Below are 18,230 nucleotides of genomic sequence, written 5' to 3' on the forward strand. Positions count from 1 at the left end.
GAGAGCAAGCCTTTCCCGCGAATGTTTCCGAACAGGGTCTCCGTTGTTACACAGATATCAAGGCAAGCTCCCGCCGCGCGCACTGATGGGCAGGCGGACCGGGGGCCGGAGCCGCTGTGGGCGGGACGTGGCCGAGAGCAACCAACCCGCGTGTGGTGGCGGGTTGGAGCCAGGCGGGACACAATGCGGGCATGCGCGTGATCGTGGTGGGTGCCGGCGTGATCGGGCTCAGTTGTGCGATACGGCTGGCCGAGTCGGGGTACGAGGTGGCCGTTCTGGCGCGGGATCTCCCGCTGGAAACGACCTCGGCCGTGGCCGCCGCGATCTGGTATCCGTACCTGTCGGCCCCGGTGGATCGCGTCGCCGCCTGGTCGCGGGCGTCGTACGAGGAGTTCGCCAAGCTCGCGGAGAGCGAGCCGTCGGTGCAACTGCGGCACGGGCAGCAGTTCCTGACCGCGACCACCCCGGATCCGGTCTGGTCCGACGTCCTCGGTGATCTGCGCCGGGTCGGGTCACCGCCACGCGGGTTCAAGGACGGCCTCTCGTTCACCCTTCCGATCATCGAGATGCCCAGCTACCTGCCGTACTTGGTGAAGCGCCTCGAAGCGGCCGGCGGAACCGTCACCCGGGCCGCGCTGTCCGCCCTTCCCAGCAACGCCGATGTCGTCATCAACTGCGCCGGACTCGGTGCACGACTGACCGCCGGCGATCCGACCGTCACGCCCGTCCGCGGCCAGGTGCTGACGGTCGAGCAGTTCGGTCTGACCGAATGGCTGATGGCTGATCACGGACCGGAAGACCTCACGTACGTCGTACCGCGTGCCAAGGACGTCGTGGTCGGCGGCACGAGCCAACCCGACAACTGGGACCTGGCCGTCGATCCGAAGACCGCGACGGCGATCCTGGACCGGGCTGCCGAACTCGTCCCTGGGCTGCGCAAGGCGAAGGTTCTCCGTCAACGCGTCGGTCTGCGGCCCGCGCGCCCCGCAGTACGGTGTGAGTCTGTTCGTACTGCGAGCGGCCAGCGAGTCATCCACTGCTACGGCCACGGCGGCTCCGGCGTCACCTTGTCGTGGGGCTGTGCGGACGAGGTCCTCGAACTGGTCCGCCAGAGCTGAACCATGCAGATCCTTGACGGTGGGATGTCGAACGCGCTGGAGGATCGCGGCCACGACCTGTCGGACGCGCTCTGGTCGGCGCGGCTACTGCGGGACGCGCCTGGCGAGATCGCTGCCGTCCATCGCGCGTACTACGAAGCCGGCGCGACCTTCGCGACGACGGCCAGCTATCAGGCGAGTGTGTCCGGCTTCGGCGAGGCGGGCGTGCCTCGCGACGAAGCTGAGCGGCTGATCGCGTCCAGCGTTGCGATCGCCAGGCAGGTGCGCGACGAGTTGGCCGGTGACGGGGTTCAGCGGTTTGTCGCGGCTTCGGTCGGTCCGTACGGCGCGGTGCTCGCCGACGGATCGGAGTACCGGGGGCGGTACGGCGTGAGCAAGGCGTTCCTGCGCGATTTCCATCTGCCGAGGCTGGAGTTGTTGGTTGCCGCAGGCCCTGATCTGCTGGCCGTCGAGACGATCCCCGATCTCGAAGAGGCGGAGGCGCTGATCGAGTTGATCGACGAAATCGGCTTCCCTGCTTGGGTTTCGTACTCCGTGGCAGGGTCTCTGACTCGCGCCGAGCAGCCTCTTGCCGACGCGTTCGCGCTTGCTGGTCGGAGTACGAATGTTGTTGCTGTTGGCGTCAACTGTTGCGCGCCGGAAGACGTGCAGGCCGCCGTCGAACTCGCCGCCGCGGTGACCGGGAAGCCTGTCGTCGCCTACCCCAACAGTGGCGAGGGCTGGGATGCCGGAGGTCGCCGCTGGACCGGCGGCTCGTCGGACTCCGCCCCACTCGCCTCGGGCTGGTCGGCCGCAGGAGCCGAGTACATCGGCGGGTGCTGCCGGGTAGGCACCGAAGACATCCGCACCTTGGCCCGCGCGATCACCCCCGCCTGAACGGCAGCGGGAGTTAGACGGCGAGGACCTGGCAGAGGAGGTCCAGTGCGCCGCTGTAGGCGTGATCGGGTGGGGTGCCGTAGCCGACGATGACGGCCTGCCGGCTGTCCGGATCGGGGACGAAGCGATACCGGTCGAGTGCCGCGATCGCCAACCCTTGCCTGGCTGCGCGGTCGACCATCTCCCGCGCCTGACCTGGTACGTCGAGGAGCACATGGAGACCGGCCGAGATCCCGGCGACCTTGACGTCCGGAGCGCGTACGGCGAGCAACTCGACCAGCTTGTCCCGGCGACGACGGTAGTGCAATCTGGACCGCCGCACGTGCCGGTCATAGTGGCCGGAGGCAATCAGTTCGGCGAGGATCAGCTGGTCCAGCGTGGCCGTCAGGAGATCGGTCGTCCGCTTGGCGGCGAGCACCGGCTCCATCAGATGCTGCGGCAACACCATCCAGGCAAGGCGCAGCCCGGGCGCGAGACTCTTGCTCGCAGTACCGGTGTAGACGACCCGCTCGGGATCCAAGGCCTGCAAGGCGCCGACCGGCTGCCGGTCGTACCGGAACTCGCCGTCGTAGTCGTCCTCGATCAGCAGCGCACCGGTCTCGCGCGCCCACTCGATCGCCGCCGCCCGGCGGTCCGGCGCGAGCGGCACGCCGGTCGGCATCTGGTGCGCCGGGGTGAGGAACGCGGCCTGACCGGTGAGCAGATCCGCGCGAACGCCGTACTCGTCAACGGGGATCGGCACCGGTTCGAGTCCGCGCGAGCGGATCACATCCCAGTGCAGGTCGTACCCGAACTCCTCCACCGACATCGTCGTCGTGCCTTGCACCCGCAGTACGTCGCTGAGCAGGTTCAGCGCCTGGATGTAGCCGGAGCAGACCAGGATCCGTTCGGGATCAGCCCGTACGCCGCGCGCCCGGGCGAGGTAGTCGGCCAGGGTCTGCCGCAACTCGATCCGGCCGCGGGCATCGCCGTACCCGAAGGCGTCGTTAGGTGCCGAAGGCAACGCTTTGCGGGCGGCCGCCAGCCACTCGGTGCGCGGGAAGGTGGAGACGTCCGGGGAACCGGGCGTGAGGTCGTACCGGTAGTCGTCGGCGACCTTCGTGGGGATGAATTTCGTGACCGAAGACGTCACCGCGCGGCTCGCGACCACGGTGCCGGAGCCCTGCCGGGCGGTCAGCCAGCCTTCGGCGACGAGTTGGCCGTACGCGTCGGCGACCGTGTTGCGGGCGATGCCGAGGTCCTTCGCGAGTGTGCGGGACGACGGCAGCCTGCTCCCGGCCGCCAGCCGGCCGGTCCGGATCGACTCGTGCAGCGCCTCCACCAGGTCGGCGCGACCGCGCCGACGGGCCAGATCCAGGTGCAGATCAGCACCGGTTCCGGGCCCACCGACTACCGAATTGGCCCCTGTATCTTCCATGGAAGTGGACCATACACCTGGGCCGATCCCGGCCTAACGTTGTCGTCATGAGCACAACGACACAACGCCGAGTCAAGATCGCCTCGCTGGCACCCGACTTCTACAAGGCCCTGATCGACCTGGACGCGCAGTCCGCCACCGGGCTCGACCCGCGGCTGGCCGACCTGGTCCGGATCCGCTCCTCGCAGCTGAACGGGTGCGCGTACTGCCTCGACATGCATACCCTCGACGCCAAGCACGCCGGCGACTCCGAGCAGCGGCTGCACCTGGTCGCCGCCTGGCGGGAGGCTCGCAGGTTCTACAGCGAGCAGGAGCAGGCGGCGCTCGCGCTGACCGAGGCGATCACCCTGATCAGCGTCGACCACGTCCCGGACGACGTGTACGCCGTCGCCGCCGCGGCCTTCGACGACAAGGAACTGGCCCAGCTGATCGGCCTGATCATCACCATCAACGCCTGGAACCGCGTCGGTGTCACCGGGCCGCCTCGAGCCCGGCCACTACGACCCGAGCTGAAGAGAAGCCCGCACCCCGGCAACAGCAACCTGGTAACGCGAACGGTCCGGCCGCCCACCAGGGCGTGCCGGACCGCGTGGCTTCCCGGACAACGATCGCGCTGGTCCCGAACGACTGATGAGGGTGACTTGATGACTACTGCACCGAGCAAGGCTGAACTGTTCCGGGCCATGCACCATGGGACGCAGCCGTTGGTCCTGCCGAACGCGTGGGATCCGGTGAGCGCCCGGGTGATGGCTGAAGCCGGCTACCCGGCGATCGCCACGAGCAGCGGTGCGATGGCGCGGGTCCTCGGGTACGACGACGGCCAGTTGACGCCGGCGGCCGAGATGCTCGAGGCGGTCGCGCGGATCGTGCGAGCGGTCGACGTACCGGTCACCGCCGACTTGGAAGCCGGCTACGGCCTTGACCCGAAGGAGTTCGCCGAGCGGCTCCTCGCCACCGGCGCCATCGGCTGCAACTTGGAGGACTCGGTCGACGGCAAACTCGTGGATCCTGCCGAGCAGGCCGACTACCTCTGCGCAGTACGAGCAGCCGCCGGCGCCGACCTCGTCATCAACGCACGCATCGACAACTTCCTGTACGGCGGCGACGTCGCCGACGCGATCGCCCGCGGCCGCGCCTACCGCCGAGCCGGCGCCGACTGCGTCTACCCGATCTTCGCCCCCCTCGACATCTTCCAGCACCTCGCCAACGAGATCGGCGGCCCCCTCAACGCCCACGCCAGCCCGAACGGCCCGACGGCATCAGCCTTGATCGCCCTCGGCGCCACCCGAATCTCCTACGGCACCAGCCTCCAGGCCTTCACCACCGACGTACTACGGGAGCTCCTGCCGGAGCTGATCTGACCCGACGGCCCTACCAGGCGAGCGACCTGGTCAGGGCCGTCACGTCATTTCCGTAGAGCTTGCCCGGATCGACCGTCAGGTTCGACAGCTGACCGTAGATCTCCAGCGTCACCATCCCGTGCAGCCGACCCCAGATCTGGATCGAGACAGCCACCGCTTCGGGCGGCAATCCCGGATGGGACTGCTGGACCAGCCTGGCCAGCGTGGGATCGAAGTCGGACCACGACGCACTGTTGACCTGTTGGGCCGCCGCCGCGGCGGGCCATCCCAAGGCCACGATGTCCGTGAGCAGAGCGCACGCCCGATGGGCCGCCTCGCGAGCAGGACCCTCCGAAGGCACCTCGTACCCCGGCACCGCATCGCCGTAGATCAGCCGGAACTCCTCCGCGTTGCCGACTGCCCACTCCCGGTAGGCAAGGGCGATCGCTTGAAGCCGGGCGCCGGGATCGTCAGCCGGAACACCCTCCAGAGCGACCGTCTCCGCATCGGCGAGCGAGTTGTGGATATCGACCATCAGCGCGGTGATGAGCGCGTCCCTGGTGTCGAAGTAGCTGTAGATCGCGCCGGCGGTCATGCCCATGTCCCGGGCGATCGCCCGCAGCGAGATCGCCGCCGCTCCGCCGGTCGTCAGCGCCTTCAGCGCGGTCGCCTTGATCTCGTCTGCTGTCTCCGCTCGCAGCCGGGCCCGTCTGCTGGTCGTCGCTTCACTCACGCTTGACACTCTACACCGACCATGTTTTATGCTGCGTTCAGTTTCTACACACCGTTCAATAGTTCATCGGCGTATAGCTCTCGACGCAAGCTGAGGAATCCACCGTGAGAAAAGCTCCCGCGCTCCAGTTGACCGTGCTCGCGCTCGGTCAGTTCCTGGTCGCTCTCGACTACAACATCGTGTACGTCGCGCTGCCGGACGTCGGCCGCGCTCTCCAGTTCAGCCCGCGGAACCTGCAGTGGGTGGTCACCGCGTACGCCGTCGGCTTCGGCGGTTTCCTGCTCTTCGGCGGCCGGGCTGCCGATCTGCTCGGTGCCCGCCGGATGTTCACGCTCGGCCTGGGCTTGTTCAGCCTGGGCTCACTCGTCGCCGGGTTCTCCCTCAACGACACGCTGCTCATCGCGAGCCGCGCAGTACAAGGGCTGGGGGCAGCTCTGCTCAGCCCTGCTTCGCTGTCCTTGATCAGCAGTACGTTCACAGAAGGTGCCGCCCGCAACAAAGCGTTCGCGGTCTGGGGCAGTGCAGGCAGCGGCGGACTCGCCGCCGGCGCACTGCTGGGTGGCGTGCTCACCGACACCTGGGGCTGGCGTTGGGTGTTCTTCGTGATGGTGCCGATCGGTGTGGCGGTGGCACTCGCGACCCAGCGAGCGATCCCTGCCGCCGGGGTACGCCCGCGCGAGGGCAGCTTCGACATACTGGGCGCAGTGGTGGTGACGGCCGGTTCGTCGCTGGTGGTGCTCGGTCTGGTGAACGGTCCAGCGGTCGGCTGGGGTACGAGCCGGGGCGGCGGCTCCCTGCTCGTCGGGGCGTTCCTGCTGGCGCTGTTCGTACTCGTGGAGAAGCGGACCAAGTCCCCACTGGTGCCGCCCCGGCTCTGGCGCTCTCGCAACCTGGTGGCGTCGATGCTGGTGATCCTGCTGTTCCAGACCTCGCTCGGCGGCGCCTATTACCTCTTCACCACCTATTTGCAGAACGTCTTGGACTACAGCCCGCTCGCGGCCGGCCTGGCCTTCCTGCCACTGACGGCGGTTTCGACGACAGCCTCACTCCGCGGTACTGCCCCACTGATCGCCCGCTGGGGAATCCATCGCGCACTGTTGCTCGGCATGGTCGTCAACGGTCTCGGCCTGGCGATCTTGGCGCTGGGCATGATCCGCGACGGCTCGCTGTGGACCGTGCTGCCCGGCCTGATCATCTGGGGCATCGGCGGCGGGCTGACGTTCCCTGCGATGTTCGCGGCCGCCGCTGCCGGGGTCGCACCCGGCGAACAGGGCACGGCGTCCGCGATGGCGTCGACCGCGCAGCAGATCGGCGGAGCACTTGGCCTCGCAGTACTGGTCGCCATCTCCGCAGTACCGGCCATCATCACCGATGGCCTCCGGTCCGCTCTCTGGACCGCCGCGGTCCTCTCCGCGCTCGGCGGCCTGATCGCTCTCTTCACCAAAACCCGGTCCCCGAAAGGAAATCCCGTGCCAGAGGTCGTCACAAGGTCATCCACGTCCGAGTAGGCGTTGGGTTTCGGTGCGGCAGGTTTGCCAGGCCTGGTGGTGGGGATCGATCAGTTCGAAGTGGCCGACGTGCTGGAGTTCGGTCAGCTTGACGTCGTCGCCGGCCTTGAGGGCGGCGGCGGCGTAGCGGCGGCTTTGGTCGATCGGTACCTGGCCGTCGCGGGTGCCGTGGACGAGGGCGACCGGGACCTTCAACGGCAATCGCTCGGATGGTGATGCCACCTTGTAGCGTCCCGGATCCTTCTCCGGCAACGCGCCCAGGAACTGTGCGACCGCGTCGCCGCCGATCTGGGCATTGGACGCGTTGACGAGATCGAGTACGCCGGCTTGCGACACGGCGCCCGTGATCCGTACGACGGGGCCGGCTCCCGGGGCGTCTGCGGGAAGGCCGGGGCGACCGGCGGCCCAAACGGCTAGGTGGCCGCCTGCGGAGTGGCCGATGGTGACTACCTTGGTTAGGTCGAGGCGTGGGTCCGCCGAGGCGAGTTTGTCGATCGCGGCGGCGATGTCCTCGAAGGTGGTTGGCCAGCCGCCGCCGTTGCCGATCCGGCGGTACTCGATCGCGTAGCCGGCGATGCCGTTGCGGGCCAGGTCCTCCGCGAGGGGCGTGGCGAGCTCCTTGCCGTAGCCGCTCATCCAGAACCCGCCGTGGATCACCACGGCGACGGGGACCTTCGCAGTACCCGGTGGCAGGTACAGGTCCGCCACTTGGGACTCGTCGTCTCCATACCTGATCGTCTTCACTCCCCCGTCGTTATCCGCCGAGGAGGAGTCTGAGCACCCTGCCAAGGCGTTCGCGCCCGCGGCGGTGCCGAGCCCGGCCGCGAGCAGGCGTCGTCTGCTGATCATGAGCTGGTATTCGGGACCGGTAGGCAGCGGGATGGGTGAAGATGACAGGTATGACCACCTATCGCGCTCGCTTCGACGCCGCCGTCACCTTCACGAACGGAGGCGGCCTGCAAGTGCAGGGGTTCTTCGTCGATGTGCCTTCGGCGGACGCGACGGCCGCGACGGTCGGCGACCTGTTCCTCGACTCGCTCGGCTTGCTGATGGCAGGCGACGTCGCCCTCACGAACCTCGAGATCGTCGAGGCACCCCACAAAGGCACTCGCGGCGGCCCGAGCGCCGACGGTACGCCGAGCAGCGGGCGCCCGCAGTACGTCGAACTGAACCACGTGATCCGCGAAGGCATGATCACCCTGCCGAACCTGCCGGGCCCCGAACTCAGCAAGCACCTGACCCGCGAGGCATCGCGAGGGGTCTACGCGCCGGGCACGGAGTTCGAGATCGGCCGAATCTCGATGGTGGCGAACACCGGCACCTATCTGGACAGCCCGTTCCACCGCTACCCCGACGGCCACGACCTCACCGGCTACCCGCTCGACCGGCTCGTGGACGTGCCCGCGATCGTGGTGCGCCTCGACGACAGCGGCCGACTCGGCATCGACGCCAAGGCGCTCACCCCGTACGACGTACAAGGCAAGGCCGTCTTGCTGCAGACCGGCGACGACGCGCGCTTCGACACCCCGCAGTACGTCGAGAACGCGCACTTCCTGACCCGTGACGGCGCCGAACTCCTGATCCGCAAGGGCGCGGCGCTGGTCGGGATCGACGCGGCGAATATCGACGACATGACCGACGGCAGCCGCCCGGCCCACACGCTGCTCCTCGGCGCCGGTATCCCGATCGTCGAACACCTCACCAGCCTCGCACAGCTCCCACCGGCCGGCGCCACCTTCACCGCCACCCCGCCAAGAGTCGAGGACTTCGGTACCTTCCCGGTCCGGGCCTTCGCCCGGCTGCCGTAAGGGGCCGCCTCCAAGAGCAGAGACGGCCCCCACGATCAGTGGCTTACCACCAGTGGTTTCGGCGGGCGTGATACATGATCACGCCGCCAGCGCAGCCGGCGGGGCCCCAGCGGAACCACTTCAGACGGAGGGCCTTCCAGCCGTTCTTGATGGTGTCGACGGTCAGGACGCCGAGGGCGCCGCCGGCACAGGCCCGGACGTAGCGGTTCTTGTAGACCTTCTTGCTGAACCGCCAGACCTTGCGGACGTACTTGTTCTTGCGGATCTTCTTCTTGGCCGCCTTCCACTTCTTCGCGGCGTACTTGAGCGCGCATTTCTTACTCCAGCACATCCACTTGCCGTTCAGGTCGTACTTGTCGACCGGGTCGGCGCAGGTGTACTCGTAGGCGTTGCAGCTACCGCCGTACACCGGGTCCGTCTGCAGGAACCGCCCAGTGGTCGGGTTGTAGAGCCGCACGCCCATCAGCACGATCCCAGACGGCGCGTCGGCAGCACGCTGCTCCGCACCGAGCCAGCCGTACCGCTGTTTGCCTACCGCCTCGCTATTGCTCAGTACGCCGTATTCCCCGGCTTCGCTGGTCGTCGACAAGCCCTCGTCACCATCGTGGATGGTGGCCACGATGTCGCCGGACAGATCGGAGAGCTGCCACTCGGGTACGCCGGAGTCGCTGTCCAGCACGGCCGACATACCGGCCAGGCCTGGTACTACCCGCGTCCACCGGTCCGGACCCTCCTGGGTCCACACGGGCGAGTCCTCGTCGCCGTCATAGTGCTGCACGTTCTGCACGGCCTCGCCGGTGGAGTTGTCTGTCCAGGAACGGACCCGTTCACCGGTGACGTCGATCGTGTAGTCAGTGCTGCGACCACCCTGGCTGATCGTGTCGACCAGGTCGTTCGCGTGGTAAGTGGCTGTCACGTCTCCACCGGCCGGGGCACCCGTGTCGATCGCGGGGACCTTCGTAGTCCGGCCGAGCGCGTCGTAGACGTAGCCGGTGGTGTTGACCCGGTTCGCCGTGTCGTACGTCCAGGTCCGTCCGGCTGCCGGACTCGCTGTCTGGCAACTGCCATCAGCAGCCGGCCCGTACTCCGTGCTGCTCGTCCTGTCAGTCGCGGTGCTGAATCCGTAGACGCGGGTAACGCACTTCTCCCCCACAGTCTCCTCGACTGTGGAGACGCGTCCGGCCTTGTCCTGCAGGTAGACCTGGCTCGACAAGGTCGACACTCGACGGGCTGTCTGTCCCTGCGCCGCCTGCGTCTTCACCTCGCGGAACAACGTGCAGTCGCCACTGGCACAGCCTGGCCTGCTGTAGGTGATGCCGGATTCCTGCCCTGCCTCGTCGTAGCTGCTGTCGACCTTCACGCCGTTCGGCCAGGTCTCGCTGACAAGCTTGCCGTCCGCGTCATACGCGCCTGTGTACGTGCCGGTCTGCCCATCCGTGACGGAGTTGAGCAACCCACGGAAGTCGTACCCGTAGCTGCGACTACTCCTGCCGTCGTTGGTGGTCGCCGCCCTCCCCAACATGTCGTAGGCGGTGGTGGAGAGGTTGCCATCAGCATCCTTGTACGACATGACCCGGCCGAGCGTGTCGTACGTGCGGACGATCTCCGCCGTGACCGTGCCACCCGACACCGACTGGTTCCGGAGCAGGTCGCCGGTCACCGGGTCGTACACGTTCCGCTGGATCGGCAGCGGTGTACCAAGCCCGACCACGCCGCTGTCGAGCACACGTCCGGCAGCGTCGTACGTCGTGGTGGTGGTCCGCAACGTGCCGGCGCTGGTCTTCTCGGTCTCGACGCGTTCCTGGTTGTAGATGTCATACGTCGTGACGGTGGCTGCCAGTTCCGGACCGCTGGCCGCTTGACCACCCGGCTGGACCCGGCAAGGCAGGTTCGCCCATTCGGGATGCAGGTCGCACTCTGCGAAACCAGAGCCGGCCGAGGCCCGGTAGTTGATGGTCTTCCGTGTCGCTGGAGTGTTGGTGGTGCTTCCACCGGCCACTTGCGTAGTGGACGTCTCCAGCCCGGTCACCGGGTCCAGCGTCGATCGAACCGTCTGCCCGAGTCCACCTGGGTCGGTGGTGGTCACCGTCGGCTGCCGGAGGGTCCAGTTGTACCCGGTGGTGGTGGTCCTGCGGTCGGCCTCGACAGTGGTGCCGCCGGATCCCCAGACCCTGACCTGCACGTCCTCTGTCGTGACCAGGTTGTACGGACCGCCACTGGTCGGAGCGCCCTGGTCGTAGGTCTTGCGGTTGAGTTGGCGACCTCTGGTGGTGGTGCCGTCGGTGAGCCGTACTTCGGTCTCGGGATCGAGGATGGTCTCGACCCGCATGCCGTCCAGCGAGTAACTGGTGACAGTGGAGTAGTTCTGGGCCAACGTCTGCTCGGCCACCTCGTTGTCCGACGGCGACTGGTTCAGCGCGCGGTTCCGGTTCTCCGCGGTCAGGCTGCGGATCTCGTTGCTGAACCCGTCGTACCAGGTGGTGGTGAGGTTGCCGCCTGGTTTGGCCTCGTTGGTCTGGCGGCCGTTCGCGTCCAGGTAGCTGACGGTGGCTCGTTCCCAGCTGCTGCCGTTCGGCACCTGGTCGGCCGGGAAGATGGCGGTGGCGTCAGTGGGGGCTTCCGGCTGACCCCAGCGCCTGGTCTGGGCAGGCGACAGGTCGTTGGGAGCTCCCGCACCTGACAGTGGCACCTTGTAGACAACGGTCTCGACCGCAGTACCCGCGGTGAGAGCAGAACGGGTCACCTTCAGCAGACGGCCGATACCGGGGTCACCGGCGACCGTGGTGTAGCTGAGCAGCCACGGCTCTTCACCAGCCGGTTTGACGGTCGACAGCACGCCGTCGGCCTGGTAGTCGTACGTCTCCTTGCCGTTGGTTGCGATCCGCGGGTCCCAGGTGGACCGGAGACGCCCGGCGCTGTCGTAGCCGTACCGGGCCATCGGTACGGTCCTCATGGCGGGGGTGGCGAGGTCCGGATCCCAAGCGGTGAAGGAGATCTCCTTGACCCGTCCGGCGTAGTCGCCTTCCGCAGTGCCTGTTGCTGTGGTCGTAGTGGCGTAGGTGAAGTTCAGCGCGCGGCAGCCGCGGGCCATCGTCGAGCAGCTCACGCCGTCGGGCACCGGCGCGAGTACGCGCGTCGGCCGCACCACCTCGGCACCTCCGACCGTCACCCGCTCCCACACGTACGTCGTGGTCTGGTTGCTGCCGGGCAGCGTGGTCGCCGTCGGGAAGTACTTGCCGGCAGCCGAACCGGTGACCCGGCCGAACATGACGATCGTGCCCTGGTCGTCGGTCAGCTTGTAGGTGTCCGTCGCGCTGGCATAGGTCAGCCTGAGCGTCTCCTGGCCGACCTCGGGGTCGAAGTTGACGCCGTCGCGAGCGGTGAAGCCGACAACATCGCCGTCCGGAGTGCCGACCTGCAGGAGCGAGCCGTAGACGTCCAGTGAGGTGTAGGGCGTCTCCGCCTCGTCCACGATCGCCCCGGAGATCCATCCCGGGCCGAACATGCCGGACGGATCCGTCTTGGCCGACTGCCGGCTGTTGTACGTCCGGCTGACGGTCAGGTCGCTGCCGTACGAGTTCACCGACACATCGGTGTCGGACAGCGTGACGTTGCCGGTCAGCAGGTTGACATCACCCGGGCCGATCTCCTGGGAGGCCGCGCTGGCGAGGTTCCGGTCGAAGGTGAGCTTCACCGCGCCCGACGAAGCCGCAGTACCGCCGGTGAAGCTGCCGCGGAGCTGCAACGGACCGTCCCGAGGGACAGACTGGGCGTCGACAGCCGCTAGGGTCGCCTCGATGTTCCAGTTCAGCTTGGGGAACAGGCCACCGCCGGTAGTCGGCAGTGGCCAGCTGACGGCTCCACCGCCGGCAGCGAGCTGCACGTGGGCCGCGGGGATGTTCACCCACGCATCGGTGTCGCCGCGACGCCACTGGTACGTGACGCCCGTGGCCGTAGTACGACCGGCTCCCGTGATGGCCGTCTTGGCCGCGCTGATGTCGCCCGCCTTCGGCGTGAGTACCGCGCCGCCACCGACGGCGAACTCGTACGCGGTCAGTGGGGACCTGTTGCCCGCACGGTCGCGAGTGCGGACCCACAGAGTGTGCGGGCCGTCAGCGGTCGGGGTGATGGTGACCGTGGTGGTCGCGCCCGGGCTGGACGCGTTCGCGACCTGGTCCGGCGGGTTCGAGTCCACGCCGTACTCGTACGCCGCGGCATCGCTCACCCCGGATGCCCCGAACGTGAAGATGCCTGCCGTACCGGCACCGCCCGACCACTGCGACACCGGATAGGTCGTCGACGAGACAGTGGGCGCGACCGCCGGGGAGATGGTGTCCACGGTGAACTCACACCACTGCGACCAGGCGCCAGGCGTCGTACCGTCGGAGCCCTGGACTCGCCAGGCGTAGCTGCCGCCTTCGGCGAAGGCGCCGTCCGCGATTGTGGTCCCCAGCCAGGAGCCGGAAGCACCAGGGCCCTCGGTGGCCGTAGTACTGGTCGTGCCACCGACGGTCTTCCACTCGAAGTTGGCGTAGACCTGCGCGCTGAGGCCGTCGCTGATCTGTGCGCGCAGCTGCGGCGTCAGGCTGGAGATGTACGGCCTGGTCGCGCCGCTCCCGCACACGGTGTCCGGCGCGGTCGCCTGGGCGTTCACGGCGGTCTTGGTCTGGTAGGTGAGCGTCACCGACGGCGGGTTGGCCGCTGCCTCCCGGGACGCGAACCGTTTCCACCCGTAGTTGTCCGTCTCGCTGGCAGCCTTGATGCCGAGGTTGGTCTTCGCCAGGTGGTTGGTGGCCGTGTACTGGAACGCCGCTGTGACCGGGATGGTCACCCAGCCGTCTCCGCAGGCGGTCGAGAAGCCCTTGGTCTGGGTGGACGTACCGACCCGCTCGTACTCTGTCGGCTGCTTCGTCCAGCGAGCCGTATTGGTCACGTCCGCCGTACGCCACGCCTCCCAGCCGCGCGCAGCGCAGGAGAACGAGTGGTGCTCCCACAGGTTCAGTGTGGCGGCCTGGATCTGCTTGTCCCACAACCACTCCTGGTTGTCGAACCGCAGGTAGGACTTGGCTTTGTTGCCGCCACCGTCGTAGGTGCCGAGCTTCAGCTCTGTCGCCGCGGACTGGTCGGTGGTGTAGGTGTTCTGCACGAAGGCGTCGAAGTTCGCGCCCGAGCTCTGCGACGGGTCGATGGTGACCGGATAGACGGTCTTCGGGTCGTTCAGGAAGCTCCTGCTCGGGGTGAGCAGGAGCGCGTCCTTGGCCAGGCCCAGGCCGACCTGGGCCCGGCGGGTGTGCTCGCCCGATGCCTGGTCGACGGTCGAGTCCCACATCAGCGGAGCCGGTACGTCGAGGCTCTGGCCGTCCTTGCGCACGGCGAGGCCGCCCGAGCCGTCGAGCTTCGCCGTGACGCCGTCGGCCTTCCAGGGCATCCGGATCTGCTGCAGTCGCGCGGCTGCTGCCCGGTTCTTCACCAGCAGGTGTTGCTGATAGCCGGTCCGGGTCGCCTCGACGATCAGGTCGACCCCTGGCTTCACCTCGCGATACGTCGCGGTGGTTCCGGACAGTACCGGCGCCCGCAGCGGTCCGGACCAGCCGAGGGCCGAACGGTTGCCGGGGGCACCTAACGCGACGAGGGTGTGGTCGCCCGGTCCGGCGGCACCGGACAGTTCGAGGCCGTAAGGATGCGCCTTCGAGACGATCGAGCCGTCCGGCCGCCGGACCAGCGACACGTCGACCTCGATCCAGTCGCCGTCCGTGCCACGCATCCGGACCGGACCGGCGGCGATGGTCGCCTCGATCTTGCCCGACGGCATCGCGCGGTACTCGGTGGTGTCGGTCGTCCTGCTGGTAATCAGGACGGGCTTACCAGTGGTCCGCGACGTGATGGCGGCCGATGCTTCATCAGGACGCTCCAGAGGTACCGCGTTCACCGCCTGGTCTATGGCGGCCCGCTCTGCCGCGGCTTCCGCGGCCTGCACCGCGGCTGCATCGGCTTCAGGTGGCTCGGACAACAACCCGGCGACCAGGGCCAGAACGACGGCGGCGCCGATCCAGCGCGCCGATCGTGGACCCGGATAGACGCGGAGTAGACGCGATCTCGGATAGGACATGCGGGTGACCTCTCTGCGAAGCCGTTCCCGTGCACGACGAAGCACATCGCCGGCCGAACCGGCGACGTGAGGGGACGATCGTGGCTGGGAACTCAGGGGCGGAAGGGCGGATATCCTCAGCTCCAGCTTGGGACCCGGCCTGCCCGCACCGACAGGTAAGAAGTGGACAACTTCCTCAACTGGCCAAGGGCATTACGTCACACCCGACCGGGAGCGGTCAGCCGAGGAGCCCGAGACGCTGGGCCGCGGCGCCGGCGGCGAAGCGGGTCGGCGCGTCCACGAAGTCCATCACGGTGGCGATATGGCGGCGGACGGTGCGGACCGAGAGGCTGAGGTGACGGGCGATCGCCTCGTCCTTCAAGCCGTGCACGAGCAGGGCCAGCACCTCTCGTTCGGTGCCGCCGAGTTGCTTCACCAACCGCCGCGACCGCGAGAGGGACGCGACGCCCGCAAGGACGACCGGTGTCGCGGCTGCCCACAGCCGGTCGTAGAAGTTCGCGAGCGCCGACACCACGACCACGGACCGCACCACCAGGGCGGCCGTGGTTCCCTCCGGGTCGAGACCGACGACGGCCAGGTGGTCGTCGACCACGATCATCCGCAGCGGCAACGTCTGTGCCGTCCGCACCTCGCCGCCCGCCTCGATCACGATCCTGATCGTCTCGGCGCCTTGCGGGTCAGCCACCAGGTCCGGCGAACAGAGCTGGCGGTGCACGGCGATGCCGGAGCCGGAGCGGGTCGAGCCGAGCGGACCGACGCTGATCGAGCGATAGCTGGACCGGGCAGTGTGGATCGACGTCATCCAGCGGTCGGCGATCTCATCGGCATCAGTCAGGACCTGGACCAGCAGCGACGGCACCGCCTCCCGGCGGAGCTGACGGTCGTGCAGCTCCGCGGCTGCCGCGTACCCCGTCAGCAGGCGTTTCTGCTGGATCGACAGCTCGCGATGCACCTCGGTGAGCAGTCCATTGATCGCGACGAGCGGGTCGATCGCCCGCAGTACCGGGCCCGGCTGGAACTGGAGGTAGCACAGGTGCCTGGAGACCAGCTCTTCGTCGGCCGGATCGCCTTCACACATCGGCCGGGCGCCCTGTTCCAGCAGGTCCAGGTAGGCATCAACTACCGGTCCGGGCAGCAGCTCGCGGAAGAGTTGTTCGGGAGCGGCCCGTTCGGGCTCGCGCAACCGGCGGACGGAACCAAGGTGTGCAGTGTCCACGGCGTCCCCTACCACGGTCGGCCACCGACCGGTGGCGCTCAGTCGTGAAGGAAAGAAGCTACCATTGGACAACGGCTTCTGGGAGTAACTTTCATCAAAACCGCCAACGATCGACCGCGGTCAGGTCAATCCGTACCGTAGGGCGTAGACGAGTGCCCAGTCCTGGTCGTTGGCGAGTGGGTCGGCGAGATGCGCCGGGCGCCCGTTGACGGAACTCGGGTAGACGAAGGCACAGGTCGCTGAGCCGTCGGCCGAGAAGTTGACCAGGTTCGCGCGCAGGATCGCTTGGCCGGCCGCGGTGAGCCGGTCCGCCTCGCCGCGCGGGAGAAGGTCGCGCGGCCAGGAGAGGTACACGGCCGCGCTGAGCACGGACCAGTAGTGCGGGAACACGTCACCCCACAGGCGAAGCAGGCCGAACCAGTAGCCGTCCCAGTGCCGGATCGGGATGTGCCGGAGCCGTACGTCGGGCTGGTCCGCGGCGAAGGAGGTCAACCACGGCAGCCGCGAACTTAGCTCGTCAGGAGAGACGAAACCAACGCGATGGGCTGCTACCAACAGTTCCAGCAGCGGAGCGACCATCGACTGCTCGTAGTTCACCTCGTGCGGCGGCAGGTTGTCGCCGTACTCGATGAAGCTGCGCGCATGACGCTCCAGGTGCTCCAGCATCCGCGGCGCCTGCTTGGACAGGGCCAGGAGCAACGGGCCGAGGTCGAAGGCGAGGAAGTGGTCGCCGCCGAGTTCGTAGTACCGGTCGATGATCTGTATGGCGCGGTCGGAGTCGCCCTGTCCTAGGAAGAAGCGGGCGAACCAAGGGAAGTTGTAGAGCCGCGTGGAGGTCTCGCGCAGGCTGTCGTCGGCCACCGTGCCGTCTGCCGATACGAGGTGCTCCACTACGAACGCCGAGTACCCCGCAAGAGCCGCATCGAGCTCGGCTCGATCACCCCAACCACGGTCGCGTGCTTCCTGCAGCAGCAAGGCAGTGCCGATTCGCTCGCGACCGTCCGACCAGTCGCGCCAGGCAGCCGACAGCACGGTCAGCCCGGTCTCATTGTCGTACGGCACGAAGGAGAACCGCCGGCTGCCGTCCCGCTCGACAGGACGCTGCTTGTCGAGTACGAACCGCACCCGGCTCTCGACCAGCTCGCGCAACGGCTGGTGGAACAGCACCTGGATCCGAGAGCTCACCTTGCCGTCAGTGGCTTCCACGTACTGCGTGCCTGCCACCGCCGAAGACACAGAAGCCGGACCGGTCGCACCGTCGGCCAGCTGCACGGCCAACGTCTCCCCCACCTCAGCAACCAAATCAGTTGCCTCCAGCAACGGCTGTCGGGTCGCGTGGAAGTCGGCAAGGCTGTCGTGCCAGGCGAGCTGCCAGGTCCATCGGTAGGTCTCACCAGGCGCCAGTACGAGCTCAGGCTGGCCGCCCATCGCCTGCGGTGCCCGGGCGTGATCGGTGACGTGCAGGTAGATGTGCCCCCTGCTGTTGCTGCTGCTACCGCCGTCCCGCGACTCGACCGAGTACGCCCAGAGCTCGCCTTCGGTGAGCTGCATCCCGAGACCGGGTCCGCTACCGTCCATCGGCACCGCCCAGACCCACGAGTCCGCGCCGCCGGTCCAGACGTGAGCGTGGACCGCGCGGTTGAGGCTGTCCCGACTCGACTCGTACAGGTCGCGCCACGGCGTACTGACTGCCAGCGAGCCGACAGCAACAGCCTCAGCCGAGCTGTTCCGTACTTCGTAGGTCTCGGTCCACTGCTCCCCGAACCGACGGCCGACCCGCAACTCCAGGTCGCCCAGTTGGTAGAGCAGGTCGATGCCGGAAGAACGCCACCGCTGGCTGACCGGCGTATCCCACCGGTAGCTGCCGCGATCCGTGATCGCGAAACCCTTGCCCCAGTACCGCGTCGAGTCGTGCAGCACCCCGTCCTCGAGCAACACCGAGCACCCTCGCACCGGATGTGTCACCGCCGCGACGGCCCCGTCGTCCGTCACCTCGACCTGCCCGGCCCCGAACCCGAATTTCACGGCTCCAACCTAGCCGCCGAAGACTTTTTGCCGCGAGGATGTCGAGAACGTCGCGGCGGCTCCGCCTACAGGGTGAGAGC

11 protein-coding genes are annotated in these 18,230 nt (G+C 67.9%); 5 read left to right on the forward strand and 6 right to left on the reverse strand.

Annotated features, from left to right (window positions below; translation table 11 throughout):
* The first annotated feature begins 191 nt into the window (after positions 1-191).
* On the forward strand, positions 192-1,118 hold the full coding sequence (locus tag F1D05_RS07425; RefSeq protein WP_185446595.1) for an FAD-dependent oxidoreductase: 927 nt from the start codon (positions 192-194) through the stop codon (positions 1,116-1,118).
* Between the two features lie 3 nt (positions 1,119-1,121).
* Positions 1,122-1,994 carry a homocysteine S-methyltransferase gene (gene mmuM / locus F1D05_RS07430; RefSeq protein WP_185446596.1) on the forward strand — a complete coding sequence of 291 codons (873 nt, stop codon included), beginning with the start codon at positions 1,122-1,124 and terminating at the stop codon, positions 1,992-1,994.
* A gap of 13 nt (positions 1,995-2,007) precedes the next feature.
* Here mmuM and F1D05_RS07435 read toward each other — a convergent pair whose 3' ends face one another.
* Entirely contained in the window at positions 2,008-3,411 is a 1,404-nt protein-coding gene (locus tag F1D05_RS07435) for a PLP-dependent aminotransferase family protein (RefSeq protein WP_185446597.1), read from the reverse strand.
* A 47-nt stretch (positions 3,412-3,458) separates the two neighbouring features.
* Between F1D05_RS07435 and F1D05_RS39880 the strand changes: the two genes are divergently transcribed.
* Entirely contained in the window at positions 3,459-4,772 is a 1,314-nt protein-coding gene (locus tag F1D05_RS39880) for an isocitrate lyase/phosphoenolpyruvate mutase family protein (RefSeq protein ID WP_246486498.1), read from the forward strand.
* A gap of 10 nt (positions 4,773-4,782) precedes the next feature.
* Here the strand turns inward: F1D05_RS39880 and F1D05_RS07450 are convergent, their stop codons facing one another.
* Positions 4,783-5,484 carry a TetR/AcrR family transcriptional regulator gene (locus F1D05_RS07450; RefSeq protein WP_185446599.1) on the reverse strand — a complete coding sequence of 234 codons (702 nt, stop codon included), beginning with the start codon at positions 5,482-5,484 and terminating at the stop codon, positions 4,783-4,785.
* A 104-nt stretch (positions 5,485-5,588) separates the two neighbouring features.
* Between F1D05_RS07450 and F1D05_RS07455 the strand changes: the two genes are divergently transcribed.
* Positions 5,589-6,992: an MFS transporter gene (locus tag F1D05_RS07455; RefSeq protein WP_185446600.1), complete on the forward strand. Its 1,404-nt coding sequence runs from the start codon at positions 5,589-5,591 to the stop codon at positions 6,990-6,992.
* Here F1D05_RS07455 and F1D05_RS07460 read toward each other — a convergent pair.
* Entirely contained in the window at positions 6,975-7,841 is an 867-nt protein-coding gene (locus tag F1D05_RS07460) for an alpha/beta hydrolase family protein (RefSeq protein ID WP_185446601.1), read from the reverse strand. The genes F1D05_RS07455 and F1D05_RS07460 overlap by 18 nt on opposite strands.
* A gap of 50 nt (positions 7,842-7,891) precedes the next feature.
* Between F1D05_RS07460 and F1D05_RS07465 the strand changes: the two genes are divergently transcribed.
* On the forward strand, positions 7,892-8,800 hold the full coding sequence (locus F1D05_RS07465) for a cyclase family protein (RefSeq protein ID WP_185446602.1): 909 nt from the start codon (positions 7,892-7,894) through the stop codon (positions 8,798-8,800).
* A gap of 43 nt (positions 8,801-8,843) precedes the next feature.
* On the opposite strand, the gene F1D05_RS07470 is transcribed toward F1D05_RS07465, so the two are convergent.
* The 3 genes from F1D05_RS07470 to F1D05_RS07480 all read right to left on the reverse strand — a co-directional run bounded on the left by F1D05_RS07470 (position 8,844) and on the right by F1D05_RS07480 (position 18,150).
* Entirely contained in the window at positions 8,844-14,909 is a 6,066-nt protein-coding gene (locus tag F1D05_RS07470) for a DNRLRE domain-containing protein (RefSeq protein WP_185446603.1), read from the reverse strand.
* 217 nt (positions 14,910-15,126) lie between these two features.
* Positions 15,127-16,125, reverse strand: a complete 999-nt coding sequence (locus F1D05_RS07475; RefSeq protein WP_185446604.1) for a helix-turn-helix domain-containing protein — start codon at positions 16,123-16,125, stop codon at positions 15,127-15,129.
* A 120-nt stretch (positions 16,126-16,245) separates the two neighbouring features.
* Complete coding sequence (locus tag F1D05_RS07480) at positions 16,246-18,150, reverse strand: hypothetical protein (RefSeq protein ID WP_185446605.1); 1,905 nt, start codon at positions 18,148-18,150, stop codon at positions 16,246-16,248.
* Positions 18,151-18,230: the final 80 nt, after the last annotated feature.

Source organism: Kribbella qitaiheensis (assembly GCF_014217565.1).
Classification (GTDB): Bacteria; Actinomycetota; Actinomycetes; order Propionibacteriales; family Kribbellaceae; genus Kribbella; species Kribbella qitaiheensis_A.

Bases quoted from the DNA above. Each gene is read 5' to 3' on its own strand.
- F1D05_RS07425 (WP_185446595.1), top strand. From the start codon at position 192: ATGCGCGTGATCGTGGTGGGTGCCGGCGTGATCGGGCTCAGTTGTGCG.
- mmuM (WP_185446596.1), top strand. From the start codon at position 1,122: ATGCAGATCCTTGACGGTGGGATGTCGAACGCGCTGGAGGATCGCGGC.
- F1D05_RS07435 (WP_185446597.1), bottom strand. From the start codon at position 3,411: ATGGAAGATACAGGGGCCAATTCGGTAGTCGGTGGGCCCGGAACCGGT.
- F1D05_RS39880 (WP_246486498.1), top strand. From the start codon at position 3,459: ATGAGCACAACGACACAACGCCGAGTCAAGATCGCCTCGCTGGCACCC.
- F1D05_RS07460 (WP_185446601.1), bottom strand. From the start codon at position 7,841: ATGATCAGCAGACGACGCCTGCTCGCGGCCGGGCTCGGCACCGCCGCG.
- F1D05_RS07465 (WP_185446602.1), top strand. From the start codon at position 7,892: ATGACCACCTATCGCGCTCGCTTCGACGCCGCCGTCACCTTCACGAAC.
- F1D05_RS07470 (WP_185446603.1), bottom strand. From the start codon at position 14,909: ATGTCCTATCCGAGATCGCGTCTACTCCGCGTCTATCCGGGTCCACGA.